This is a genomic window from Lacinutrix jangbogonensis (assembly GCF_000797445.1).
GTDB lineage: Bacteria > Bacteroidota > Bacteroidia > Flavobacteriales > Flavobacteriaceae > Lacinutrix > Lacinutrix jangbogonensis.
The window spans coordinates 174,496-201,058 of sequence record NZ_JSWF01000025.1 but is presented as its reverse complement, the minus strand read 5'-3'; the positions used below and the strand labels follow the sequence as shown (position 1 = coordinate 201,058).

Annotated in this window: 21 protein-coding genes; 6 read left to right on the top strand and 15 right to left on the bottom strand. The window is 32.3% G+C overall.

Annotation, left to right across the window (positions count from 1 at the left end; all coding sequences use genetic code 11):
* Positions 1-142 precede the first annotated feature (142 nt).
* Complete coding sequence (locus RH82_RS07675; protein WP_034059509.1) at positions 143-718, bottom strand: superoxide dismutase family protein; 576 nt, start codon at positions 716-718, stop codon at positions 143-145.
* A 70-nt stretch (positions 719-788) separates the two neighbouring features.
* The gene (locus RH82_RS07670) at positions 789-4,004 is read right to left on the bottom strand and encodes a WD40/YVTN/BNR-like repeat-containing protein (RefSeq protein WP_034059507.1); all 3,216 of its coding nucleotides are present in this window, start codon (positions 4,002-4,004) and stop codon (positions 789-791) included.
* Positions 4,005-4,106: 102 nt separating this feature from the next.
* On the opposite strand from RH82_RS07670, the gene RH82_RS07665 reads away from it, so the two are divergent.
* Positions 4,107-5,234, top strand: a complete 1,128-nt coding sequence (locus tag RH82_RS07665; protein WP_034059504.1) for a vWA domain-containing protein — start codon at positions 4,107-4,109, stop codon at positions 5,232-5,234.
* A gap of 76 nt (positions 5,235-5,310) precedes the next feature.
* On the top strand, positions 5,311-6,777 hold the full coding sequence (locus tag RH82_RS07660) for a sigma 54-interacting transcriptional regulator (RefSeq protein ID WP_034059501.1): 1,467 nt from the start codon (positions 5,311-5,313) through the stop codon (positions 6,775-6,777).
* 3 nt (positions 6,778-6,780) lie between these two features.
* Here the strand turns inward: RH82_RS07660 and RH82_RS07655 are convergent, their stop codons facing one another.
* Complete coding sequence (locus tag RH82_RS07655) at positions 6,781-7,359, bottom strand: YdeI/OmpD-associated family protein (protein ID WP_034059499.1); 579 nt, start codon at positions 7,357-7,359, stop codon at positions 6,781-6,783.
* 120 nt (positions 7,360-7,479) lie between these two features.
* Between RH82_RS07655 and RH82_RS07650 the strand changes: the two genes are divergently transcribed.
* Both RH82_RS07650 and RH82_RS07645 read left to right on the top strand, forming a co-directional pair.
* Complete coding sequence (locus tag RH82_RS07650) at positions 7,480-7,863, top strand: BlaI/MecI/CopY family transcriptional regulator (RefSeq protein ID WP_081979217.1); 384 nt, start codon at positions 7,480-7,482, stop codon at positions 7,861-7,863.
* The gene (locus RH82_RS07645; RefSeq protein WP_034059496.1) at positions 7,860-9,305 is read left to right on the top strand and encodes an N-acetylmuramoyl-L-alanine amidase; all 1,446 of its coding nucleotides are present in this window, start codon (positions 7,860-7,862) and stop codon (positions 9,303-9,305) included. Before RH82_RS07650 ends, RH82_RS07645 begins: the two co-directional genes overlap by 4 nt.
* A 169-nt stretch (positions 9,306-9,474) precedes the next feature.
* Here RH82_RS07645 and RH82_RS07640 read toward each other — a convergent pair whose 3' ends face one another.
* The 4 genes from RH82_RS07640 to RH82_RS07625 form a co-directional block, all read right to left on the bottom strand.
* A complete protein-coding gene (locus tag RH82_RS07640) occupies positions 9,475-11,127 on the bottom strand; it encodes a M1 family metallopeptidase (protein ID WP_034059780.1) in 1,653 nt (550 codons plus the stop codon).
* A gap of 78 nt (positions 11,128-11,205) precedes the next feature.
* The gene (locus RH82_RS07635) at positions 11,206-11,901 is read right to left on the bottom strand and encodes a LytR/AlgR family response regulator transcription factor (RefSeq protein WP_034059494.1); all 696 of its coding nucleotides are present in this window, start codon (positions 11,899-11,901) and stop codon (positions 11,206-11,208) included.
* Positions 11,888-12,535 carry a sensor histidine kinase gene (locus tag RH82_RS18560; RefSeq protein WP_052158257.1) on the bottom strand — a complete coding sequence of 216 codons (648 nt, stop codon included), beginning with the start codon at positions 12,533-12,535 and terminating at the stop codon, positions 11,888-11,890. The genes RH82_RS07635 and RH82_RS18560 overlap by 14 nt, the downstream gene beginning before the upstream one ends.
* A 472-nt stretch (positions 12,536-13,007) precedes the next feature.
* Positions 13,008-13,682 (bottom strand): DUF6624 domain-containing protein, encoded by a 675-nt coding sequence (locus tag RH82_RS07625; protein WP_034059776.1) that lies wholly within the window; start codon positions 13,680-13,682, stop codon positions 13,008-13,010.
* Positions 13,683-14,009: 327 nt separating this feature from the next.
* On the opposite strand from RH82_RS07625, the gene RH82_RS07620 reads away from it, so the two are divergent.
* The gene (locus RH82_RS07620) at positions 14,010-15,020 is read left to right on the top strand and encodes a DUF6624 domain-containing protein (RefSeq protein ID WP_052158256.1); all 1,011 of its coding nucleotides are present in this window, start codon (positions 14,010-14,012) and stop codon (positions 15,018-15,020) included.
* Entirely contained in the window at positions 15,017-16,291 is a 1,275-nt protein-coding gene (locus RH82_RS17760) for a nuclear transport factor 2 family protein (RefSeq protein ID WP_081979215.1), read from the top strand. Before RH82_RS07620 ends, RH82_RS17760 begins: the two co-directional genes overlap by 4 nt.
* 187 nt (positions 16,292-16,478) lie before the next feature.
* Here RH82_RS17760 and RH82_RS07610 read toward each other — a convergent pair whose 3' ends face one another.
* The 8 genes from RH82_RS07610 to RH82_RS07575 form a co-directional block, all read right to left on the bottom strand.
* Positions 16,479-18,275, bottom strand: a complete 1,797-nt coding sequence (locus tag RH82_RS07610) for an acyl-CoA dehydrogenase family protein (protein WP_034059492.1) — start codon at positions 18,273-18,275, stop codon at positions 16,479-16,481.
* Between the two features lie 37 nt (positions 18,276-18,312).
* Positions 18,313-18,669 carry a four helix bundle protein gene (locus tag RH82_RS07605; protein WP_034059489.1) on the bottom strand — a complete coding sequence of 119 codons (357 nt, stop codon included), beginning with the start codon at positions 18,667-18,669 and terminating at the stop codon, positions 18,313-18,315.
* 56 nt (positions 18,670-18,725) lie between these two features.
* Entirely contained in the window at positions 18,726-19,919 is a 1,194-nt protein-coding gene (locus tag RH82_RS07600; RefSeq protein WP_034059487.1) for an acetyl-CoA C-acyltransferase, read from the bottom strand.
* Between the two features lie 80 nt (positions 19,920-19,999).
* Complete coding sequence (locus RH82_RS07595; RefSeq protein ID WP_034059485.1) at positions 20,000-22,408, bottom strand: 3-hydroxyacyl-CoA dehydrogenase/enoyl-CoA hydratase family protein; 2,409 nt, start codon at positions 22,406-22,408, stop codon at positions 20,000-20,002.
* Position 22,409: 1 nt separating this feature from the next.
* A complete protein-coding gene (locus RH82_RS07590) occupies positions 22,410-22,865 on the bottom strand; it encodes a MarR family winged helix-turn-helix transcriptional regulator (RefSeq protein WP_034059484.1) in 456 nt (151 codons plus the stop codon).
* Positions 22,866-23,045: 180 nt separating this feature from the next.
* Complete coding sequence (locus tag RH82_RS17755; protein WP_206420418.1) at positions 23,046-23,873, bottom strand: response regulator transcription factor; 828 nt, start codon at positions 23,871-23,873, stop codon at positions 23,046-23,048.
* Between the two features lie 195 nt (positions 23,874-24,068).
* On the bottom strand, positions 24,069-24,533 hold the full coding sequence (locus tag RH82_RS07580; protein WP_034059483.1) for a hypothetical protein: 465 nt from the start codon (positions 24,531-24,533) through the stop codon (positions 24,069-24,071).
* A gap of 148 nt (positions 24,534-24,681) precedes the next feature.
* Positions 24,682-26,451 (bottom strand): AMP-dependent synthetase/ligase, encoded by a 1,770-nt coding sequence (locus RH82_RS07575; RefSeq protein WP_034059482.1) that lies wholly within the window; start codon positions 26,449-26,451, stop codon positions 24,682-24,684.
* Positions 26,452-26,563: the final 112 nt, after the last annotated feature.

Sequence of the window (26,563 nt, the reverse complement as noted above, 5' to 3'; positions counted from 1 at the left end):
AATTTAATTTACTTTCGTTTTTTTATGTTAACAGAAAGCTGCCAAAAGCGATATATTACTTGAAGTTATTTTGAAATAAAAAATCCCAGATTAATTATTAATCTGAGATTTTAAAATTTATTTAATAATAGGATACTATTTTTTATTTAATAATTCCTCCACAACTAACTCTGGTTCCAGCTGCTCCACTTGGTTGCGATTTAAAATCGTCTACACCTTCGTGAACAATAATAGCTTTTCCTAAAATATCTTTTGTCTCGTCTCCACAGCCAATACACCATTGGTCTGTAGTTTTGGTTACAACGGCATCACCGTTCTCATCTGCAACAAAGTTTCCAATATCTCCTTTGTGATAACCTTCTTTTTTACCCCATTTCCCATGTGGTTGACCTGTAGGATTCCAATGTCCACCAGAAGACTTCCCATCGTCTGATGAGCAATCTGCAGTTTTATGAATGTGTATTGCATGTTCGCCAGGATTTAGTCCATTTAAATAGGCAATCATTTCAACTTGACCATTTTCTTGTTTAAATTCAACGTTACCTTTTACAGTACTTCCACTTTTTGGAGACAGAGCAAATTTAATTCTTATTGCTTCTTCTACTTTTACAGGTTTTTCAGCTTCGATAATAGGTTCAACGGCATCTTTTACATCTTTTTTACAGCTTGTTGTAAATGCTAAGACCGTTAATAATGAGAGTAATACTATTTTTTTCATGGTAAATTTGTTTTTGGTTCTAAGGTTAGAAAGTTAAGATTATAAATGGTTTTTTACAAGAAACTTACTATTAATCTATTTTAAACTGTTTTATCTCTTTAAATTCTGAAACATTTAAACTTTCAATTTTTTCTTGGTACGCTTTCCATTCGTCATTAAAAAATATGTTTGTTAGTATTAAAGCATCATTAAGCGCCTTTTTAGCATGCTTTAAAAGTGTTGTTTCTGTAGTTGTAATTCCGTTTTTTCTAGAACCAATATAGTTACTTGCTTTATTTATTCTTGAACTAATAGTTGGTAAATTACTTCTTGTAATACCTTGTCTTTTGTCTACTTTTCCAAAGTAAATAGCAAATAGACTGTCTATTTTTTTAACAATGTCTTTTGATGCTTTTATTTCTGCTTTGTATTTCTTTTTGTCTAATGTGTTGAGGTTTTTTTTATGTTTTTCGGCAATTTTCTTGCTTTCAGCTAATTGCTTTGTCGCGTCAGCCATAGTTTGCCTTATAACTTCTACCTCTTTTAATGCTGAATACACCGCATCTGTATTCATCTTAGAAACCTCAATTCGTGGATCTTCTTTTATAGTAATTAGTTCTTCGGAAGTTAAATCTCCATAATGCATTACAGCTTTATAGGTTCCTGGTTTAACAGAAACACCACTTGGCTCATTCTTTCTTTTTCTAATAGATTTTGAAGGATAATCAACACCTTTTTCGCGCATACGCCATGTCCAATTATAAATCCCTGTAGAGTCTGGTGTTTCTCGTTTAATTGTTCTTATTAGCTTATTGTTATTATATATTTTCATTGTAATAGAATCCCATTTTACTACACTTTCTTCTTTTTCTGGAGCTTCATCTTCTTCTTGTTCTTCTTTGTCATCATCTTTCTTTTCCTCTTCTTTTTTAGCAGGCTTTTCCACTTTCACATAATATTTAAAACGCGCACCAGAGCTTCTATTGTCTCCAGAATACATAGCATCACCGCCAAAACGACTTCCAGTTGCTTGTTGGTATGCAGCTTTATAGGCTGTTGGAGGCGTAAATAATTCTAACTTTTTATCTGCAATTTCATTTTTTGCAATCGCTCGTAAAGGTCTTAAATCGTCTAAAATCCATGCGGCACGACCAAAAGTGCCAATCACCAAATCGTGCTCTCTAGGTTGTATTACTAGATCTTTTACAGGAACGGTTGGAAAACCTTCGGTCCATTTAGTCCATTTGTTTCCTGCATTTGTAGAAATATACAAACCATCATCAGTACCTAAAAAGAGTAAGTTGGGTTCTTCTAAATCTTCAACTATTGATAGCGTATAACTTTTAACATCGTTAGCATCGACAATGCGTTCCCACGATTTTCCGTAATTTTTTGTTCGGTATGCATACGGTTCAAAATTAAAGCGCCTGTAATCGTTTGCTACTAAAAGCGCTTCACCTTTATTTTTATTACTTGCTTTAATTTGGACAATCCAACTGCCTGTTGGTAGTTCTTTTAGGTTATTACTAACATCGTCCCAAGTTTCACCACCATTTTGGGTAACATGTACCTTACCATCGTCTGTGCCAACCCAAAGCATGTCTTTTTCTAATGAAGACGGTTCAATAACCAAAATAGTACAATGGTTTTCTGCTCCTGTGGCATCAATAGTAATTCCACCACTATCGCGTTGTTTTAGTTTTTCAGGATTATTGGTTGTTAAATCTGGAGAAATTACGGTCCAAGTGTCTCCTTTATCATTCGATTTGTGCACATACTGACTTCCGAAGTAAAGCGTCTTATTACTAAAAGGATCAATATTTATGGCCGCATTCCAATTAAAACGCAGCAAAACTTCTGAATCTGGATGTGTTGGTTGTACACCATAATTATTTCCTGTTTGCCAATCGTAGCGACTTACATAACCTTGCTGACTCATGGTCCAACCGAAACGCGAATCGTCACGATCTGGAATAACATCAAAACCATCACCAAAACTTATTTCTTGCCAATAACTATTTCTAATGCCTTGTGCTTTCCAAACATAAGCAGGACCTCGCCAAGAACCATTGTCTTGCATGCCACCATAAACATTATATGGAAATTCATTATCCACGTTAATATGATAAAATTGAGCCACAGGCATATTGCCAATAAAGCGCCATGACTTCCCGCCATCTTTGGTAATATTCATGCCGCCATCGTTTCCATCAATCATGAAATTTCCATTCTCAGGATGAATCCACCATGCATGATGATCTGGATGTACACCATTACTAACACCATAAGCTGGCATCAATTGTTTAAAGTTTTTTCCGCCATCTTCACTCACATTTATGTAGGTAAAAACAGAATACACACGGTTTTCGTTTTGTGGATCAACATAAATTTCTGAGTAGTAGAAAGGTCTGTTACCAATATCACTTTTATCATTTATTTTCTTCCAACTAAAACCACCATCTTCACTTTTGTAAAGTGCATTCTTTTTTGCTTCAACTAAAGCATAAACTATATTTGGTTTGTTTGGAGCGATAGCAACACCAATTCTACCTAATTCTCCTTTTGGAAATCCTTCTTTTTCTGTAATTTTCTTCCACGTTTTTCCACCATCATGTGTAATGTGTAATCCAGAACCTTTCCCGCCAGAATTAAAAAACCAAGGTTCACGTTTGTGCTCCCAAAGTGTAGCAATTAATTTATTTGGGTTCGATGGATCCATAACCAAATCTGCTGCTCCAGTTTTATTATTTGCGAATAGAATTTTACTCCAAGTTTCACCTCCATTCGTAGTTTTATAAACACCACGTTCACTGTGTTCTCCCCAAGGACTGCCAATGGCTGCAACATAAACTATATTTGGATTTGTAGGATCGATTACAATACGGTGAATGTGACGCGTTTTTTCTAAACCCATAGATTTCCAACTTCTTCCAGCATCTAAAGATTTGTAAATACCGTAGCCTCCATTTAAGCTGTTTCTAGGATTTCCTTCTCCTGTGCCAACCCAAATAACGCTTGGATTAGACTGCTGAATAGCAACAGAACCGACTGAAGCCGTTACTTCTTTGTCGAAAACAGGACTCCATTTTATACCACCAGAAGTCGATTTCCATAATCCACCAGATGCTGTACCAACGTACATAATATCTGGATTGCTATGGACTGCATCGATAGCTGTTACACGACCAGACATCCCGCCTGGTCCAATATTTCTTGGTTTCATGTTTTTTACCAAGTCCATTGAGAATTCTTGAGCCGAAACTATTGATACTAAGAGTAATAATAATAGAAAGGATATTTTTTTCATTTTTAAGAGTTGTTATTTCGCTTTAAAGTTAAGTAAGAAAATCTTAAATACGTGTTAAGGTGTGAATCTTTTCCTTTAAAAAAGCCGTATTTTTATGCTGCAATGAAAAAAGAAAATTTATTTAAAAAGGGTTTCGTGTTTAAACAATACGAAGCACCTTCACAATCTCCTTTCGAGATACTTTTCGATATTTTTAAAGAATTAATCACACATACATCAGGCGATTTTGATGAGGCTATTGATTGGTTAAAAGAATTAGATAAAGAATACAAGCTTACAACGCCAGAATATACAATTGAAGATTTTATTGAAGATCTAAAAGCAAAAGGTTATATAAGAGACGAAATAAAACCTGATGGTAAAAAGGGTACCAGTATTACTGCAAAAACCGAACGCGCCATACGTCAATCTGCTTTAGATCAAATTTTTGGTAATATAAAACGTAGTGGAAGCGGCAATCATAAAAGTAAAGGCGTTGGAATAGGGGATGAGCACACCGGCGATTTTAGAAATTATCAGTTTGGCGATAGTTTGGATAAAGTATCCATGACAGAAAGTCTTCGTAATGCACAAATTAATAATGGAATTAACGATTTTAGATTAACTGAAGACGATTTGGTGGTTGAAGAAACCACTCATAAATCTCAAATGAGTACCATTCTAATGATCGATATCAGCCATAGTATGATTCTTTATGGTGAAGATAGAATTACACCAGCCAAAAAGGTAGCTATGGCACTAGCCGAATTAATTACTACACGCTACCCAAAAGACACTTTAGATATTTTGGTTTTTGGAAACGATGCGTGGCCAATTAAAATTAAAGATTTACCGTATCTAAATGTTGGACCTTATCATACAAATACTGTTGCAGGTTTAAAATTAGCGATGGATTTACTTCGAAGAAAACGAAATACCAACAAACAAATTTTTATGATTACCGATGGTAAACCAAGTTGTTTAAAATTGCCAGACGGAACCTATTATAAGGATAGTAATGGTCTCAATCCATACATTACAAACAAGTGTTATGCAATGGCAGCTCAAGCACGGAAATTACACATACCGATTACTACTTTTATGATTGCTCAAGACAATTATTTAATGCAATTTGTTGAAGAGTTTACCAAGGCAAATCAAGGTAAAGCCTTCTACACAGGTTTAAAAGGATTAGGTGAAATGATTTTTGAAGATTACGAAACGAATAGAAAAAAGAGAATTAAAGGCTAACAGCGATTAGCTGTTATAAAAAATAAGACTAAGAGTTAAAGGCTGTAAGCCAAATAGCAAAAAGCTAAAAAGAAATATGAAAACAGAAACAATAAAAACTTTAGGAGATTTAAAAAATGCTGGATATAACAGCAAATCGATTAAAGATGAATTAAGAGATAATTTAATTGAAAAGATAAAGAATAAAGAAACCACTTTCGAAGGTGTTCATGGTTATGAGAATACTGTGATTCCTGAGTTGGAACGTGCTATTCTATCAAGGCATAATATTAATTTATTAGGTTTACGCGGACAGGCAAAAACACGTCTCGCTCGTTTGATGCTTAATCTGTTAGATGAATACATTCCTGTAGTTGAAGGCAGCGAAATTAACGACGACCCATTGCAGCCAATTTCACGTTTTGCTATAGAATTGGTAAAAGAACATGGTGATAATACACCAATAACTTGGTTGCATAGAAGCGAACGTTTTGCTGAGAAATTAGCAACTCCAGATGTTACTGTTGCAGATCTTATTGGTGATGTAGATCCTATAAAAGCGGCAAATTTAAAATTGAGTTATGCAGACGATCGCGTGCTTCATTATGGAATGATACCAAGAGCAAACCGTTGTATTTTTGTTATCAATGAATTGCCAGATTTACAAGCTAGAATACAAGTGGCATTGTTTAATATTTTACAAGAAGGCGATATTCAAATTCGTGGATTCAAATTACGATTAAATCTTGATATGCAATTCATTTTTACTGCAAATCCTGAAGATTATACTAATCGTGGCAGTATTGTAACGCCTTTAAAAGATAGAATTGGTTCACAGATTTTAACCCATTATCCTACAGATATTGAAACGGCAAAACTAATTACTGAGCAAGAGGCTAATTTAGATCAAGCACAAGCTGATTTAATAGAGGTTCCAGAATTAGCAAAAGACTTGCTAGAACAAATTGTATTCGAAGCCAGAGAAAGCGAGTATATAGATGCTAAAAGTGGCGTAAGTGCGCGTTTAAGTATTACAGCATATCAAAACCTTTTAAGTACCGCAGAATTGCGCTCTCTAAAATCTGGCGATAACAACACGATGGTGCGTTTAAGCGATTTTACTGGTATTATTCCTGCAATTACTGGAAAAGTAGAACTGGTTTATGAAGGAGAACAAGAAGGTGCAGCACAAGTCGCTTTCAAATTAATAGGTGAAGCTGTCCAAAGTTTATTTCCAGAATTCTTTCCGGAAATAGAAAAGCTAAAAAAACAAGAAGACGAAAGCCCGTATGACGATGTTGTATCTTGGTTTTTTAATAATCGTGATGGTTTTGAGTTACTAGACGATTTAAGAGATAAAGAATATAAAGCCTTATTAGATGCGGTAACGCCTTTAGACGATTTGTTAGGTAAATACCAGCAAAATCTTTCAAAAGAAGAAAGCTATTTTGTTAAAGAATTTGTGCTTTGGGGATTAGTACAGTATAAGCAGTTGAGTAAATATAGATTTACCGAAGGGATTCAGTTTAAAGATCCTTATGGTAGTTTTATAAGTGGAATTTAAATTTTACCACGTATTACGAGTTTTAATATTAGCATCGCAGAGTTTAATTATCTCTGCGATTCTTTTGTCTTTAGTCGTTTCTCTTTTAGCTTGATTTAGCCAAAATAAATAGCTTTTTCTATAAGAAGGTGCAAAACTGTTATAGTTCTCTAGAGCATTTTTATTTTTATTAAAAGCAACTTGTAATTTGGGTGGGATAATGCCTTTTTCTGCAGCATCTAAAGCCGTCCAAGAACCATTTTCCTTTCCTTTTTCAATAATCAATAACCCACTGCTTTGCATTAAATTGTTAGCAATTAGTTCTTCAATGTATCTTTTGTTTAGGGCACTCCAAACACTTTTTACATTTCTTTTACAGAAGTACTGTCTGCGTTTTCCGTTGCCTAAACTTTTTACTGTTGAATCTATCCACCCATAGCATAAAGCTACTTTTACAGCTTCTTCCCATCGCATAGACCGCTCTTTGTTTTCTACTTTAAAGAAAATAAGATAAATGCCATTATCATTATCATGATTTAGATGCAACCATTCTCGCCATTCTATGTCTGTTTTAAAATAGTGTTCTTGCTTTTCTGAAGACATGAGTTTTAATTTTTTTATAAGTACAAAGGGTAAAGATATGAAAGATTTAAGACTGATATTATATTACAAATTTGGATAATTCAATTTTATTACTACATTTGTAGTATTAAAACTATAATTGTGGATATAAAACAGCTAAACAAGTCAGAATTACAAATCATGAAGTATTTATGGATTCTTAAAAAAGGATTTATGAAAGATATTGTAGAACAGTTTCCTGAGCCGAGACCTGCATATACAACTACTTCTACTATGTTGAAGCGTATGTGTGATAAACAATACATAGGTTTTAAGAGATTAGGTCGAGATAAAGAGTATTATGCTATTTTAAAAAAGAATGATTATTTCTCTACTCAAGTCAATGGAATGATTACTCATTTTTTTAATGATTCTAAATCTCAATTTGCTTCATTTTTTACAAAAAACACAGATTTGTCTATGAGTGAATTGGAAGAGCTTCAGCAATTATTACAGGATAAAATAAATCAAAAAAAGAAACAATGATAGATTATATTATATATACCATAATAAGTTTAGGATGCTCATTTTTTGTTTATTACTTCGTTTTAAAAAATCAAAAAACGTTTCAATTTAATCGATTTTTTCTATTAATTAGTTTGCTATTATGTTTGGTTGCACCAGTTATTGAAATCGATTTTTTTAATGTTATACCTAGTATTACCGAAGTTTCTTTTCAGCCTTTAGACACTCAAATAATTTTAGAAGAAGTTATAGAAGGAGCACGTGTAGAAAAAGAATATAGTAACCCTTTAAATTTATTAAATACTATTTTTTGGTATTCGTATTTAATTATTTCATTAGGCTTTTTCTTTAGATTCTTCATAAATTTAATACGTATAATAAAGCTTACTAGAAAAGGACATTCTAGACTTGGTACATTAAAATTAATTAAGACTACTGATGAAAAAAATGTAGCTAGTTTTTTTAATTATTTATTTATTAACCCAGAGCGTTTAAAAGATAATCAATATTCTAAAAGTGTTTTACAGCACGAGAGTATTCATTCCAACCAATTACATACGTTAGATATTTTATTAATAGAGTTATTACTATGCGTCTTTTGGTTTAATCCATTTATTTGGTTGTACAGAAAAGCAATGCTCCAAAATCACGAGTTTATAGCAGATAATAATACGGTACAGTCTGGAATCGATATAGAAAATTACTCTAATGCGATTATTAATTTAGGTCATATGGAGCACCGCGTTCCACTAACTAGCGGTTTTAATTTTATTCAAATCAAAAACAGAATTATTATGTTACATCAATCAAAATCATCAGTTTTAAAACGAACAATGAAAATTTCAACAGCACTATTATTACTTGTAGGTGTCGTTTTATTTAGCTCGTTCAAAGACATTAAAAAACCACTAGTAGTTGTAATAGATGCGGGACACGGTGGCAAAGATCCAGGGAATTTAAATGAAAAAGACATTGTTCTTAATATCTCAAAAAAATTATCAAAGCTTAGTGATGATAAAATAAAGATAATCACAGTTAGAGATGATGATGATTTTTTATCATTAAGAGATAGAGTTAAATTTATTAATGCTCAAAATGCTGATGTTATGATTAGTTTACATTGCGATACAAGCGAGAAAATTACTAAAAGAGGAGTAGAGGTTTTATACGATGATTCTAATAAAAATAATAAAGCATCTTTAGGGTATGGATTGTTACTTATGAATCAACAATTGGAAAATAAGGTCGTTGACAAAGGAGGCATGAAAACGGCTAGTTTTTATATGTTAAAAAATGTTCTATGTCCTAGTGTTTTTATCGAGTTGGGTTTTCTTTCAAATGAAACGGATAATAGCAGACTTAATGATGCTAAACATCAACAAGATATTGCCAAAGCGTTATATGATGGGTTATTAGAAATTAGAGATAAAAAAGAATTAATAAGTATTTTAAATAAAGAATAAATTTAACTCTGTGTTTTAAAAGTTTAACTCAAAAATTGCTACTACCGTATATAATAAATATAATCTTCTTTTCTTAGAGTTAAAATAAATGAAGATTATATCATCTAAAGAAACGTTGCTTTCTATTTTATGTAAGTTTTGAAATTGATCTCTTGCATTTTAGTAATGCTTATTTAACTTTGACAGCTTTTATGTAATAATTTCTATCTACTTTAAAACTTTTGATGTCTGATTTTATTTTTAAAGATTTAACTTCTTTTTTTGAAGGGTTAATTATATAAGACTCGCCATTAACTAAAATTTCAACAGGCATTTTAAAATTATCTACTGTATGATTCCAATTAAATTTAATCTCTCTTTTAAAGATTTTATACTCTAAAACAGGAACTTTTGTGCTGCGTAAATATTGATTAAAGAAGCCTTCTAACTCTAAACCAGATTCTTCAGTTAAACAATTTTCAATTTGCTTTGTTGTTACGGTTTGATGGTAGAATTTGCTATTTAAAGTACGTAACATTTGTCTCCATTTTTCGTCATTATTAACCAACTGACGTAAGGTATGGAGCATATTTGCACCTTTATAATACATGTCGCCAGAACCTTCACTGTTAACATTGTATTGGCCAATTAAAGGCTTATCGTTTTGAATATTTTTACGTGTTCCAATAACATAATCTGCTGAAGCTTCTTTTCCGTAGTAATAATCTAAGAATAGATTTTCAGAATAGGCTGTAAAGCCTTCATGAATCCACATGTCTGCGATATCAACATTGGTAATATTATTAGCAAACCATTCGTGTCCCGCTTCGTGTATAATAATGAAATCGAATTTTAAGCCTAATCCAGTTCCAGATAAATCTCTTCCTAGATAACCTTTCATGTACTTATTACCATAGGTTACCGAGCTTTGGTGTTCCATACCTAAATAAGGAACTTCTACTAGTTTAAAACTGTCTTCGTAAAACGGATAAGGCCCAAACCAATGCTCGAAGGCTTTCATCATTTTTGGAGCATCTTTAAAATGTTCCTTTGCTTTTTCTAGATTATCTTTTAGAACATAATAATTCATGTCTAAATCTCCTTTTTCGCCTTTGTAAACTTCAGAAAAATTAGTATAGTCACCAATATTAATATTTATACCATAGTTATTTATTGGATTGCTTACAAACCAATTGAATGTGGTTGTGTTTTCTTTTTCTTCAACGCTTCTCAATCTTCCATTAGATACGTTTGTTAAACCCTTTGGTACATTTACACTAATGAGCATACTATCGACTTCATCATACATGTGGTCTTTATTTGGCCACCATACGCTCGCCCCTAAACCTTGGCAAGATGAAGCTACAAAATGATTTCCGTTGTTATCTTTTTTCCAAGAAATACCTCCATCCCAAGGCGCATTAACAGCTTCTTTTGGTTTACCTTCATAATGCGCAATAACGCTATTTATTTCTCCAATATTTTGATGCTCTGAAAGCGTAACAAAATGAGCATTTCCTTCGTGTTTTATATCTAGTACTTTACCGTTTTGTGTGACTTTAGTTAATTTTAAAGGTGGTTGCAAATCTAATTGCATCACTTTTTGTGATTTCAAAACTTTATACTGAATCGTATTCTGACCGGAAATTGTTTTTTCATCTGGATTAACTTCAATATCTAAATGGTAGTATGTTAAATCCCACCATTCGCGTTCTGCAGTAATACTCCCACGAAGCGTGTCTTGTCTTGTGAAGTTGTTTTTGTCTTGAAGTAAGCCTTGACCTTGAATTGTAAAGAAAGTACAAAGAACAAAACAGAGAAGTAGGTAGGACGTATTTTTCATTGGTTGTTTAATTTTCATCTAAATTAGTGAAAATAAAAAAACCATTTCCTAAGAAAGGGATTTTACATTTTATTTAAGCTATAGTTTTAAACTTGCTAGGGCGCTTTTTTTATAAAAATCTCCAATAGGTATTTCTATATCAATAATTTCAATATCTTGTTTTGTGTAAGCTGTTACTTTATGGGAGTTAACAATATAAGATCGATGCACTCTAATAAAACGATCATCGAGTTTATCTTCAAATGTAGAGAGGCCATGTTTTATGATAAGCTTGTCATCAGAAGTGTGAATTTTTATATAATCTTTAATGCTTTCAATATAGAGAACGTCTTCAAATAAAACTTTGATATTCTTCTTATTGCTTTGAACAAAGATATGTGTTGATTCCTCTGATATATTATTAGTGTCTACAACAGTTTGTGTGTCTAAAAACTTTTCAATGGCTTTAAAAAATCGCGTAAAAACAATGGGCTTTAACAAATAATCGACCACATTTAATTCGTAGCCTTCAATAGCGTATTCTCTATGCGCTGTAGTAAATATGACTTTGGGTTTATGGGCTAAATTTTTTAGAAAATCTGTTCCTTTTAATACAGGCATTTCAATATCTAAAAAAATTAAATCGATCGCTTCATTTTTTAATACACTGCTAGCTTCAATTGCGGATGAACAAATAGCAACAATTTGAAAATCTGGTAATTGATTTAGATGCGTAGCGATTAATTCTCTGGCTAATTCTTCATCATCTACAATTAAGCATTTATACTTTTTCATGTAGCTTTATTTTTAATTCTAAATTATAATCTAACGTTGTATTATTAACGTTTAGCACGTAAGCATTTGGATATAATAATTCTAACTGTTTTTCGGTATTACTCATCCCAATCGAGCCTTTCTCTTTTATTGTATTTTCAATATGAGATTGCGGTTTTGTATTCTTTAGTTTAAAAACAATTTCAGTATCAGTAGTACAAATATATAACGTAATTACAGCTTTCTTTAGCTCTTGGCTAACACCATGCTTAAATGCATTTTCGACAAAGGTTAATAAAATTAAAGGTGCTATTTTTACAGGGCTATTAATATGTTTTTCGAATACAACTTCTACACGGTTACCATACCTTAATTCTTCTAAAGCGATATAATTATCCAATAATTCAATCTCTTTCTCAATAGGGACATATTTATCCTTGCATTGATATAACATATAGTCTAAAATTTCTGATAGTTTTGCTATAACTTCAGGAGTTTTATCCGATTTTTTTAACGCTAGGGCATATAAGTTATTTAAGGTATTAAATAAAAAATGAGGATTTAATTGATGCTTTAAAGCATTTAATTCGGATGTTCTTTTCTGCTCTAATAGATTAGCAACGTCTTTTTGTTTTTTATAATAATTAAAAATCACTAAAATTATTGTTGGGAAAAGATAGCCTGGAATGCTTCCTATTATAGCTGGGAAATTTGTAAATCTGTCAGCTAGAATAAATAGAGGTCTATATCCAAATTCAACAGGATAGGAAGGGATTAAGTGGTAACTTTTAAATATAGAGTATGTTATAAAAGAAATATAGATTAGAATAAAGCTACAGCTGAAAAATAGAAACTTACGGTTCCGATTTAATAAATAAGGGATAAGTAGCTTTATAATAGTATAGGCTAGAATTATTTGTAGTATAAATTTAAAGAAGACAGATTCAAATAAAAATATTTTATTTTTCTCATAAGGCCATGATACGCTCATAAAATAGATGAGCAGAACTAGCCAAAATAATAAATGACTTAAAGTTTTTTTATTAAAAATAGTAGATGTGTTTCGTGTTATAGTCATAAGAGACTTCTAAAGTAAAGAATAATATAAGATTGTTGACGTGGTTTTGTTATTTTTCGTTTTCGTTCATTTCTTTTTTAAATTCAGCTGTTCTTTTCAGCTGTTCTTCTAGATTCCAATCAAAATTAAATCTAGTTTTTAAATGTTCTGCAATGGTATTAAGACCTATATCGTTTCTACGCTTATCAATATTTTTGGGATCATAAACAGGCCAAATATTGAAGCTTTTTGTTTCTGGGTAATATTTCATTTGTCCTCCATAAATTTGTAAATCACCTTTTTCTGTGGCAATTCTATCTTCTGCTCTTACTAAAAACCGTGCTTCTAATTTCTTGTCTTTTACTGCTTGTCTCATTAAGGGCAGATATTTAATTCGGATAACATTATCAGAATGTTGAATAACGTTACAAATCGTTAAATTACCTAACTCACCCATTTGTTCTTTATTAGGCCATTTGTTGCTATTCAAAATAGCACTTATCTTTTTCTCATTTATAATGTGATTTTTTTCATAAATAGCTTGTTGTACTTGCATTTCTTTAGATTCTGCGCCATATACACCTATTAATGAATCTCTTAATTCTATAGGTCTTTGCTCAGTTCTTCTGATAGTATCCAGAACCTTCGTTAAATCTTTTTTAACTTCAACTTGAGTTTGAGTTCCTTTTTGTTTGCTTGAACAAGCTGTTAGTATTAGTGCTAAAGAAATAAGTAATACTTTCATAATAATTTGAAATTTAGTTTTTTGAATGGCCAATAGTTAATCTAATATGTAGACATACATAAATTTATTTACGGACAGAATTGAATTATTAGTATTGAGACAATTTTTTTTTAAGAACATATCCAATTTCAAAATTAACTAAAAAGCGAGTTTTGTTTTTGTTTATAGACCAAAACGAATAAAGTGAAGTTAAACATCTCTTTACAGACAACAAACCATTTGATAGTCAATTAATCGCTTTCTGTAATCTTAGAAGGGCTGTTTAGCTTTAAATTCGTAATCCAGTATGTTGTTGTTATAGATTGCAACTATAACTAAAATGATATTATGAAAAAATACATTATAATAACTGCTTTAATACTACTTAGTACTATAAGTACGACCGCGCAAGAACAAGAAAAAAGTTATTCGGAGTTAATACGAGCTGGCTGGAAATTATGCTTAGAAAAAAACTTTAAAGCGTCTGCAACACTTTATGAACAAGCTTTTAAAGTGAATGAAAAGGCGTCTTTAACCGATAGGTACAATGCGAGTTGTATAAACGCTTTAGCTAATAATACCGACGCTGCATATAAGCATTTGTTTATAGCTGTTAACGATTTGAAGTGGCACGATTTAAAACACTTAAAAAACGATACCGATTTAATAAGTATTCGATCAGACAAAAGATGGAATGAATTAATTTCTGCAATGCAGAAAAATAAATTAGACATTGAAAAGCACTTCGATAAAGCACTAGTATCTATATTAGATGAAATCTATTTTGATGATCAAAGTACTAGAAGCCAAATGAGAACAAAAGAAGAAAAATATGGAAGAGACTCTAAGGAAATGAAAGCCTTTTGGAAAACTATTCTTAAAAATGATTCTATAAATTTGATTAAAGTTAGTGAAATATTAGATACTCAAGGTTGGCCTAGTAAAGAGAGAATTGGTGTAAAAGGTTCCTCAACACTCTTTTTGGTGATACAACACTCTAATTTAAAAACACAGATAAAGTATTTGCCTTTTATCAATGAGGCTATGAAAACGGATAATATAACTAAAAGAGAATATGCTATGTTTTATGACAGATTAACCTTAGGGCAGGGAAAAAGACAGGTATATGGTACTCAATTAGCAATGAGTAAAGAAAGAAAAAAGCCTTATGTATTACCTTTAGAAGATCCTATAAATGTTGATAAAAGAAGAGCAGAGATGGGAATGAATTCTATGCAAGAAAATTTAAATAGATGGGATATTACTTGGGATGTAGAGGCTTATATTAAAATATTACCAGAGATTGAAGCTAAAGAAAAAGAACTAAATAAAAAAATAACCAATAACATTAAGAAATGAATATCAAGACCTTATCATTATCTCTTTTTGCGCTATGCATATCGTTTATAACATTGGCACAAAGTAATATTACGAATGACTATTACAGACATTTAAGGTACAACCATGTATCTCCATACATTAAACTGGTTGGAACTTATCCTATAAATAAAACGATAGCAAAAAACACCTCTCATTATATTTTTAAATACAATGATGATAAACAATTGATTGCAATTATAAACAATCATTATTTTACAGAAAGAAAACATTCATTAGCTTCTATAGGTGCTTTTAAAACTGGTATTAGTTACGATAACAATCAAGAAACTCGAGTTTATTTTGATAAAAACGGAAAGAGAGTTACAAATGATCGCGAGGTTTATAAAGAAGTTTTTACAATTGATAAAAGTGGAAATTATACCAAATTAGCATTTTTTGATGTTACTGATAATCCTATGGAATCGAATTGGAAAATTGCTGAATACCATTGGTTTAAAAAAGGTAAAATGGTTATCGAGAAGCGATTCGGATTAAAACAAGAACCTAGGGATCTTTCTACTTATTTTGAATTTGGAATCACAGGAATGTTGTTTAGAAAAGATGGTAGCCCAATTGCAAATTATAACTTAAATGAAGATTTAGAGATTACTAATAATTCTGTTGGTGTAGCATCATACCAAGATACTTATGATAAAAACGGAAACCATATAAAATACACCTATCATGATGCGAATAACAATCTTGTTATGAACCCGTTTGGATTGTCTGTTGGAACTAAAGAATACGATGCTTTTGGTAATTATATAAAGCAAGAGCATTTTGATCAAGATATGAAATTTTTACGTGATAGAGACATAGCCAATAATCAACACATTGCCTTAAGTAAAACAGCTTCACAAAAGGATAGTTTAGAAATTAGAAGAATTTCTTCAGGATATTTAATTGCTTTACAAGAATTAAAGCCAGATTTAATAAATGAAGTTATGAACGATAGCTTAAATAAAGTCACAATAGGCTTTAATAGAAAACTTAGAAAAGAAGTCGTTACTGATATCTCTAAAGAGCGCATGATTAAAAATGCTGAAAACTGGAATAAATCTAATACGCGTTTTCCTCCGTTACCAAGTAATCAAGTGACCATATTAGATATTTATAATCGCATTGCTACTGTTAAACTATTTTCAGATAATTGGGTTGAATACTTGCATTTAATCAAACTTGATGGCAAATGGAGTATTGTCAATCTGCTTTGGCAACATAAAGACATTAATAGATATCCTAAAGAATAATTAATTTATGAATTAAACAAAAATCAGATTGATAAGTGATTTAAAATCTAGAGTTTTAGTATTTGATTAAAGTCTTTAAATAACAAGAAAAAGGTGTTAAAATACTGTTATTGTTAAGTTTTAACTCAACAAAAAAAAGCCGTTTCTTTTCAGAAACGGCTTTTTACCTATATAATTTATACTAAAATTAAAAGCAATACTTGCCTTCAGCTTTTACTTTCTCTGCAATCTCGTTACGTAAATCAACGATATCTGGGAAGTTTGTATATTTTGTAAAACGTTTAAGTCCCATTAACATCATACGTTGTTCGTCTCCTTCAGCAAAAGAAATAACACTTTCTTTTCCTTTTCCTTCAACAATACTGACCGCATTGTAAAGGTATAATTTCGACATTGCTATTTGTACAGCTTGTTCTTTTTCACTTGTACGTTTTGCGTTTTTCTCAGTTCTTAAAATGGTAGATTCTGCCATATATATTTCAATTAAGATATCTGAAGCAGCAATTAATAATTGCTGATGTTCTTCCATCTGTGGTCCGAATTTTTGAACCGCAGCACCTGTAACCATCAAGAATACTTTTTTAAGTCTTCCAATGATTGCTTTTTCTTCTGAAAATAATTCAGAATAATCTGGTGTTTCAAAAGAAGGAATACCCATTAATTCGTTAGCTACAGCAGTTGCTGGTCCTAATAAATCTAAATGGCCTTTCATTGCTTTCTTAACTAACATACCAACAGATAACATTCTGTTAATCTCATTAGTTCCTTCGTAGATACGCGCAATACGAGCATCTCTCCAAGCGGATTCCATTGGTGTTTCTTCAGAGAATCCCATACCTCCAAATATTTGAATGCCTTCATCTGCACAGTTTTGGACATCTTCAGAAACCGCTACTTTTAAGATGGAACACTCAATGGCATATTCTTCAACACCTTTGAGCTCTGCTTCTTGATGTGTATTTCCTGCAGCCTCACGTAAAGCGATTCTGTCTTCAATATTTTTAGAGGCTCTGTACGTTGCAGATTCTCCAGCATAAGCATCAGTTGCCATTTTTGCTAACTTCATTTTAATTGCTCCAAAATCTGCAATAGGTGTTTTAAATTGCTTACGCTCCATAGCATATTTCACACCATATGTTAAAATTCTACGTTGAGAATCTAAACAAGCAGCAGCCAATTTAATACGACCAACATTAAGTGCGTTCATTGCGATTTTAAAACCTTCGCCACGACCAGCTAACATATTTTCTATTGGCACAACAGTATCGTTAAAGAATACTTGACGCGTAGAAGAGGCGCGAATTCCTAATTTGTGTTCCTCTTCACCCATTGTAATTCCATTTGCAGCATCATTTTCAACAATAAAACCTGTAATATTTTTATCATTTTCAAGACGAGCAAAAACAATCATTACGCTACAAAAACCAGCGTTAGAAATCCACATTTTTTGACCGTTAATTTTATATGACTTTCCATCTTCCGAAAGTTCTGCAATTGTTTTACCCGAATTGGCATCAGATCCTGCACCTGGTTCAGTTAAACAATAAGCACCAAACCATTCACCTGTAGATAATTTTGGTACGTATTTTTGCTTTTGAGCTTCGGTACCATATAAAGTTATTGGCATAGTCCCAATTCCTGTATGTGCGCCAAATGCTGTACTAAATGAACCTGTACCAGAAGAAATATAGTCGCAAGTTAATACTGTAGAGACAAAGCCCATTCCTAATCCGCCATAAGCTTCAGGAACAGCGACTCCTAAAAACCCTAATTCACCAGCTTTACGCATAACGTCTTCCGTTAATGCATAATCTTTAGCTTCAAAACGAGGTTTGTGTGGTATGATTTCACGATCGTTGAATTCCATAACCGCTTCTTTCATCATATTTTGTTCTTCTGAAAAATCTTCAGGAGTAAATACATCTTCACATTTCGTTTCCTTTATTAGGAACTGTCCACCTCTTAATAATTCTTTTTCTTCCATTTCTTTTAATAGATTTTAAGATTTTTAGAACCAAGAATCAAGACTTTTTAAGTCCGGATTTAAAGCTTGATATCATCTTTTGTATTTGTTTTACTTTGTCTTCTAATTCTTTAAATTTTTCTTCTGAAATATAACTTTCATTAAAAGCGACATTCAGTTGTGTTTCCCTTTCAAAAGCAGAACCTAAACTATGCTCCAAATAAGTAGTGAAATGTTTATTTGTGCTTTTACTAGTGCCTTCTGAAATATTTGAAGGGATAGAAACTGCACATCTATTCATTTGGCTCATCAATCCATAAGTTTCAAACTTTGGAAAGCTTCGTGTTATTTTATATGATTCAGAAACCAGTTCCATACTTTCAATCCAAATTTTTAATTTCTTGAAATTGTGCATAGTCTTGTCTCTTGGTTATTTTTATCTTGATTCTTGTATCTTTTATATCCTGACTCTTAATTAAGGAACTCAAACACACCACAAGCACCTTGTCCAGTACCAACACACATGGTTACTGCACCGTATTTACCTTGCATGTTTTGCTTACGCATTTCATCAAATAACTGTACTGATAATTTAGCTCCGGTACAACCTAATGGATGACCTAAAGCAATCGCACCACCATTTACATTTATGATATCTGGATTTAAGTTTAACTCACGAATAACAGCTAAAGATTGAGAAGCGAAAGCTTCATTCAATTCAATTAACGATAAATCGTCTTGTTTTAAACCGGCTTGTTTTAATGCTTTCGGAATTGCCTTTACTGGTCCAATACCCATAATACGAGGCTCAACACCCGCAGCTGCGTAGTTTACCATCCTTGCTACTGGTTCAAGATTTAACTCTTTAACCATGTCTTCACTCATGACCATTACAAAAGCAGCACCATCACTCATTTGTGATGAGTTACCAGCTGTAACGCTTCCTCCAGCAGCAAATACTGCTCTTAATTTTGCTAAAGCTTCTTTACTTGTTCCTGCACGAGGACCTTCGTCCTTAGTTACGGTATAGGATTTTATTGCTTTTTTTCCGTTAGCATCAATATAAGTCTGTTCAACTTCTATTGGTACAATTTGATCTTGAAAACGATCTTCTTTCAAAGCTCTTAGGGCTTTCATGTGAGAATTAAATGCAAATTCATCTTGATCTTCACGAGAGATTTTGAATTGGTTAGCAACCGCTTCCGCAGTGTTTCCCATGCCCCAATAGTAATCTTCGTGACCTGCTTTTACAATGGCGTCGTAGTTTAATTCTGGTTTAAAACCAGTCATTGGAACGCTACTCATACTTTCAGCGCCACCTGCAATAATACAATCTGCCATTCCCGCTTGTATTTTTGCTGTTGCCATACCAATAGTTTCTACTCCAGAAGAGCAAAAACGGTTCACAGTTACTCCAGGAACATCTACAACTTCTAATCCCATTAAAGAGATTAAACGTGCCATATTTAATCCTTGAGCGCCTTCAGGCATTGCGTTACCAACAATAACGTCATCAATACGTTTTGGGTCTAAACCGGGCAATTCCTTCATCATATATTTGATGGTTTCTGCTGCCAATTCATCTGTTCTTTTAAAACGGAACACGCCTTTTGGAGCTTTACCAACTGCGGTTCTATATGCTTTTACTATATATGCTGTTTTCATGTTTTTTCTTTAAGATTAATAGAATCAAGAGCAAAGAGACAAGACAGATATCTTGGTTCTTTTAGTCTTGCTTCTTGTTTCTAATTTCTAAGCGGTTTTCCTTTGGTTAACATATGTTGAATTCTTTCCAAAGTCTTACGTTCTGTACAAAGCGAAAGGAAAGCTTCACGCTCGAGGTCTAATAGATATTGCTCGCTTACTAAAGTTGGTTCAGATAAATCACCACCGGCCATTACGTAAGCTAATTTGTTAGCAATTTTCATATCGTGTTCACTAATGTAGTTAGAGTCTTTCATAGAATCTGTACCTACCATAAACATTCCTAAAGCTTGCTTACCAAGAACTAATACATCATTACGCTGTGCAGGTTGTGTGTAACCAGATTCTGCCATTAATTTAGCGTGTGCTTTTGCAGTTGCTATTTGACGGTCTTTATTAACGACAACAATATCTTTTCCTTTTTGCATCAAACCTAAATCAAAAGCTTCGTATGCAGAAGTTGATACTTTTGCCATACCTATAGTTAAAAAGTATTCTTGAAGTGTATTTAATTGCACATCACCTTTTCTAAAAGTATCTGATGCTCTTAAAGCCATTTCTTTAGAACCTCCACCACCAGGAATAACACCGACACCAAACTCTACGAGTCCCATATAAGTTTCTGCTGCTGCAACTATTTTATCTGCGTGTAATGAAATTTCACAACCACCACCAAGAGCCATGCCGTGAGGAGCAGAAATTGTTGGGATTGAAGAATAGCGCATGCGCATCATCGTGTCTTGGAAATATTTAATTGCTGCGTTAAGCTCGTCGTATTCTTGTTCGGCAGCCATCATAAAAATCATGCCTATATTTGCTCCAACCGAGAAGTTTGGACCTTGATTTCCAACAACTAATCCAGCAAAATCTTTTTCAGCCATATCAATAGCTTTATTTAATCCTGCTAAAACGTCACCACCAATAGTATTCATTTTAGATTGGAATTCTACATTAAGAATGCCATCTCCTAAATCTTGAACAGAAACACCAGAGTTGCTAAAAACTTCAGTTGTTTTTCTAACATTATCTAAAATGATAAATGAATCCTGTCCAGGGATTTTTTGTTGTATTTTCTTTGGAATATCATAGCTATGCGTTGCTCCATCTTGAATAGAGTAGAAGCTATCGCTTCCTGAAGCAACCATATCATGCACCCAATCTGCAGGTTTTAAACCTTCAGCTTGCATCATTTCAATTCCTTTTTCAACGCCAATAGCATCCCAGATTTGGAAAGGACCATGTTCCCAACCAAAACCAGCTTTCATAGCGTCATCAATTTTGTATAATTCATCAGTAATTTCTGGGATACGATTTGAAACGTATGCGAATAATGCTGAAAAGCTCTTTCTGTAGAATTCTCCTGCTTTATCCTTTCCTTTTACTAATACTTTAAAGCGATCTGCAACGCGATCAATTGATTTTGTTAATTCTAAAGTTGCAAATTTTGCTTTTTTAGCAGAACGGTATTCTAGAGTGTTTAAGTCTAAACTTAGTATTTCTTTTTTGCCTTCAGCAGATACCGTTTTTTTATAAAAACCTTGTCCAGTTTTACTTCCTAACCATTTGCTTTCCATCATCGTATTGATGAAATCTGGTAATTTAAAAAGTTCTAAACGCTCATCACCTTTACAGTTATCTGCAATTCCATTTGCGACGTGAACTAGAGTATCTAAACCTACAACATCAACGGTTCTAAAGGTTGCTGACTTAGGGCGACCAATAACAGGGCCTGATAATTTATCAACTTCCTCAATGGTTAAATCCATGTCTTTTACAGCGTGAAATAAACTCATAATAGAGAAAATACCAACGCGGTTTCCAATAAATGCAGGAGTATCTTTAGCAATTACTGACGTTTTTCCTAAGAATTGCTCTCCATAACTACTTAAGAAGTCTAAAACTTCTGAAGACGTGTCTGGTCCAGGAATGATTTCGAATAATTTTAAGTAACGTGCAGGGTTAAAAAAGTGTGTGCCACAGAAATGCTTTTTGAAATCGTCAGAACGCCCTTTATTCATGAATTTAATTGGAATACCAGAAGTATTCGAAGTAATTAAAGTTCCTGGTGTTCTATGTTTTTCAAGATTTTCGAAAACTTGTTGTTTGATGTCTAGTCTTTCAACGACAACCTCCATAATCCAATCCACAGCTGCTACTTTTGCAATATCATCTTCTAAATTACCAGTGGTAATTCTGTTTTTAAATGATTGCTTGTAAATAGGAGAGGGCTTAGATTTTAATGACGCCGTTAAAGCATCATTTACTAAACGATTTCTTACTGCTTTGTCTTCTAAAGTTAAGCCTTTAGCTTTTTCTTTAGCATTAAGTTCTCTAGGAACGATATCTAATAACAGGACATCTACACCAATATTGGCAAAATGACAAGCGATACCAGATCCCATAATACCGGAACCAATGATTGCTACTTTTTTAATTCTACGTTTGCTCATATTATTTTAAAACAGATTGTTTTTGGTTGTATATTTTTTTGTTTGAAATCAATTCGTTGATTGTTTCTGTAACTTCTTGAAAGTGTTTTAGTTTTTCTTCTGAAACGTGTTCTCTAATTGTATCATTGAATGTTAAAACGCGTTCACGAGCGTATTCTCTTTTTTCTCTTCCGAAGTCGGTTAAGTAAATAAGTACACCACGGCCATCTTCAGGATTTGGCTTGCGTTCTATTAGCCCAAGTTCTTCCATTTTTTTTAAAATACGAGATAGGCTAGTGGCTTCCATTCCCATAATTGGACCTAGAGAGGTTGAAGGTGTTCCGTTTTCTGGATCAATACTTAATAAAGTAAAACCAGTTGCCATAGTAGTATCAAATTTGGCAGCTTCTTCGTTGTACATTTTATTTACGGCTAACCAAGTGGTACGCAGTAAATAGTCAATGGTTTTATCTTTCATTACAATGGAATTCTATTATTGAAATCCAAATATAGTAAAAATTTACTATGCATGCATAGTATTTTTATAAATAATTATTATATTGTTGTAAAAAGATGTTTTTATTTAATATTAAATTTATTCGGTGTGTTATCTAATATATTTAAAGATATTAAATATTTGCCCATGAAAATGAGTTAGTTAACTGTTTATGTCAATAATTTCTTTTCTTGAATTAACGTTAAGTTTAGAATAAATACTACTAACGTGAGATTTTGCTGTACTCAAACTTATATTGCATTCATCAGAAATTTCTTTATTTGATTTTCCTTCTTTTAGAAGAGCAAATATTTTTCGTTCTTGAATACTTAAAAGCTTCAACTTTTTATTTGATTTATTTTTTTTCAAGCTAAAGAAGTGATTCAAGCCAAAACCTAGTGCAAAACATGTTAAACCCAGAATTAAGAGTTTAGGCCATTCTGATTTTTGTTTAATTTGAATTTTTTGTTTGAAGTCTTTAAAATAGCTTGACTTTTCATTTTTCCATTTATCTAAATAATTTAAATAGAATTGTTCATTACCCTTAATATCTACTTCAAATTTACTTTTATTTAAAGCGTATAACGATACTAATGAATAGGATGTTGTGTCTGCTATTTGTCTTAGTTTTTCATTTAATGCTTGGGTTATAAATTCATTTTTAATCCCAAATTCTTTAAAATTGATGTTGTCTATTTCTTTGACGATAGAATCTATTGTCCTAATAATTCGATTGGGCTTAGAATTAGTGATTTCAAAATCGTTAAAAAGAGTACTTGTATTTTTAAGCTGAATGTTAGATTTATTATTAGCTATAATAAAGAAATGGTTTTCATCTTTACCACCAATAATTAAGGATGCAGCCGAAGTGTTCTTTTTTGAAATATGAACTCTATACAGCTGCATTTCTTTAGGCAGAAAATCGATATCAAAGCTAAAATTTCCTGAAGTATCAATATTTGTTTCCGCTATTATCATTCTTTTAGACATGGTTTGCATCTTGTCAAAAGAAGAGATATTCGATAGATAAATTTTTGGTGCCCAAATACTATCTAGTTTAATATTACCTAAAATTAATGTTTTCTCAGAATCCTGAGCAGTAACAGTAATAGTTGTAATGATAAATAGGAGTAAAGTTGGAATAAAACACTTTTTGAAAGTAGTTATGTTAAACATCAAATTTTATTAATCTTTCTTAAATAATTTTTTTGAAATGTAATAAATGCCTAAAGTCCCTACAGCATTTGTAGTTGTTATTTTTACAATCCATTCACCATATATAGGAGATGAGAATTTTTTAGTAATTTCACCTAAAACAGTTTCATCATTTTTCTTAGAATGACCATTTAAGTTTTTTTTAGTGTCTACAATATTTTCAACAGTAAACCTTTCTCGTTTTGTATTATTTGAATCGTATATTTCAATAACCAACTTTCCTGCGGTTAATTCACCTCTTATAGCTATTTCTAACTGGTCTGTTCCCATTAGAACTTTTAATATGCTTTCTCTCTTTTGTGTGTCTTTTTCGTTAAAGTTAATGTTTCTACGCGACGTAGTTTTTGATTCAATAGATGCTGAATCTTGCCCAAAAGAAATATTACAAGAAGTAATACATGTTAAAAGTAGTAACGTTTTAAATAGAGTTTTCATTTTTTTAAGTTTTAAAATTAATATGATGCAAAACTACTATTCAAAAGACTAAAATTAAGTTTTTGAGGTATTGAAAAGGGGATTAAAAAAGGCCTAAAAACGTTTTGAATACTTTCCTAGACCTTAATTATAGGTGATTTTTGTTTTATCAACGATAAATCTTATCATAAAGATCTTGATAAATACCGTTAATAATCTTTCGTTTCATTTTCATGGTAGGTGTTAAGTGTCCGCCATCAATCGACCAAATCTCTGGTGTGAGTTCAAAACGTTTTATTTGCTCCCATTTGCCAAAGTTTTGATTGTACTTGGCAATATCTTTTTGAATGCGCTCTATTACAATTTGTGAATTAGCAATTTCTGTTTGAGAGTTGCCAATATCATGATTATGATCCTCAATCCAATTTTTTATATATTCAAAATTGGGTTGTATAATTGCTGCTGGCATTTTTTCGCCTTCACCAATAACCATAATTTGTTCTATAAAAGGCGATTGTTTCATGTCGTTTTCTAAAAGTGGTGGAATAACATATTTTCCGCCAGACGTTTTAAACATTTCCTTTTTACGTCCTGTGATTTTTAGAAATCCATCTTTATCAATGGTTCCTTTGTCACCGGTATGAAAGTAATCTCCCGTCATTACTTCAGCGGTTTTTTCTGGGTCTTTAAAATAACCCATCATGACGTTACGACCTTTAATAAGGAGTTCGCCATCTTCGGCAACTTTCACTTCTACGCCATCAATGGGTTTACCAACGGTGCCTACCCTAAAATGCGCGTCTTTATACATCTCTACAGAGACCACTGGAGAAGTTTCGGTTAAACCATAACCTTGCATAACTTGCATTCCTGCGGCAGAAAACATTCGTGTTAATCTTGTTTGTAAAGCTGCAGATCCAGATACCATAGTCGTTAATTCGCCACCTAAGGCTGCTCTCCATTTACTAAAGATTAACTTGCTGGCTATTTTTAGTTTGAATTCGTACCAAGCGCCATTTTGCCCATAAGGTTCCCATTGTTCTCCGAGTGCAATTGCCCAATGAAATAATTTACTTTTAATACCAGTAAGATCTGCTCCTTTAGCGTAAATTTTATCGTAAACTTTTTCTAATAGCCTTGGTACAACACTCATTAGGTTTGGTTTTATTTCTTTAGCATTTTCGCCTATTTTATCTATGCCTTCTGCAAAATAAATAGAAACTCCAGCATATTGATATATATATATGAGTACGCGCTCGAAAACATGGCAAATGGGTAAGAAACTTAAAACACGCGGATTTTCACCAGATAATGGCAAGCGTGAAATACTGTTTAATACATTACTAGTAATATTATCGTGCGATAGCATAACACCTTTAGGCTTTCCTGTAGTTCCAGAGGTATAGATAATTGTCGCTAATTCTTCTGGTTTTACATTGTCTTTTCTAGCTTCAACTTCTAGTTGATTGCTTTTATCTTCACCCAGCTCAAATAATTCGGAATAATGTTTACAACCTTCAATATGATTAAAAGAATACACTTCTTTTACTTTGGTATTTACTTGTACTTTTTTTACTTTATTATACACTTCAATGTCCGAAACAAAGCAATAAATAGATTCACTATGATTTAGAACATATTCGTAATCTTCTGCACAGATAGTTGGATAAATGGGTATGTTTTGGGCACCAACTTGTAGAATCCCTATATCCATAATATTCCATTCAGTTCTATTGGTTGAAGAAATTACAGCAATTTTATCATGCTTTTGTATGTCCATTCTTAATAACGCACGACTTACCGCATTGGCTTTATCTAAATATTCTTTAGTCGACATTGGAGTCCATACACCATCGTATTTAGTCACTAAAGCAGCATCTAGATTGTATTTTTCTAGTTGGTAATATGGAAAGTCGAAAAGTCTTGTAATTTCTGTCATGCTTTTAAGTCGAAGTTATGTGTCTTGCAAAGTAATGATTTTTAATTCAATTTCAAACATGAGAAAAAAAAGGAGCTGTTGAAAAACTGCTCCTTTGCTATATGATTTACAG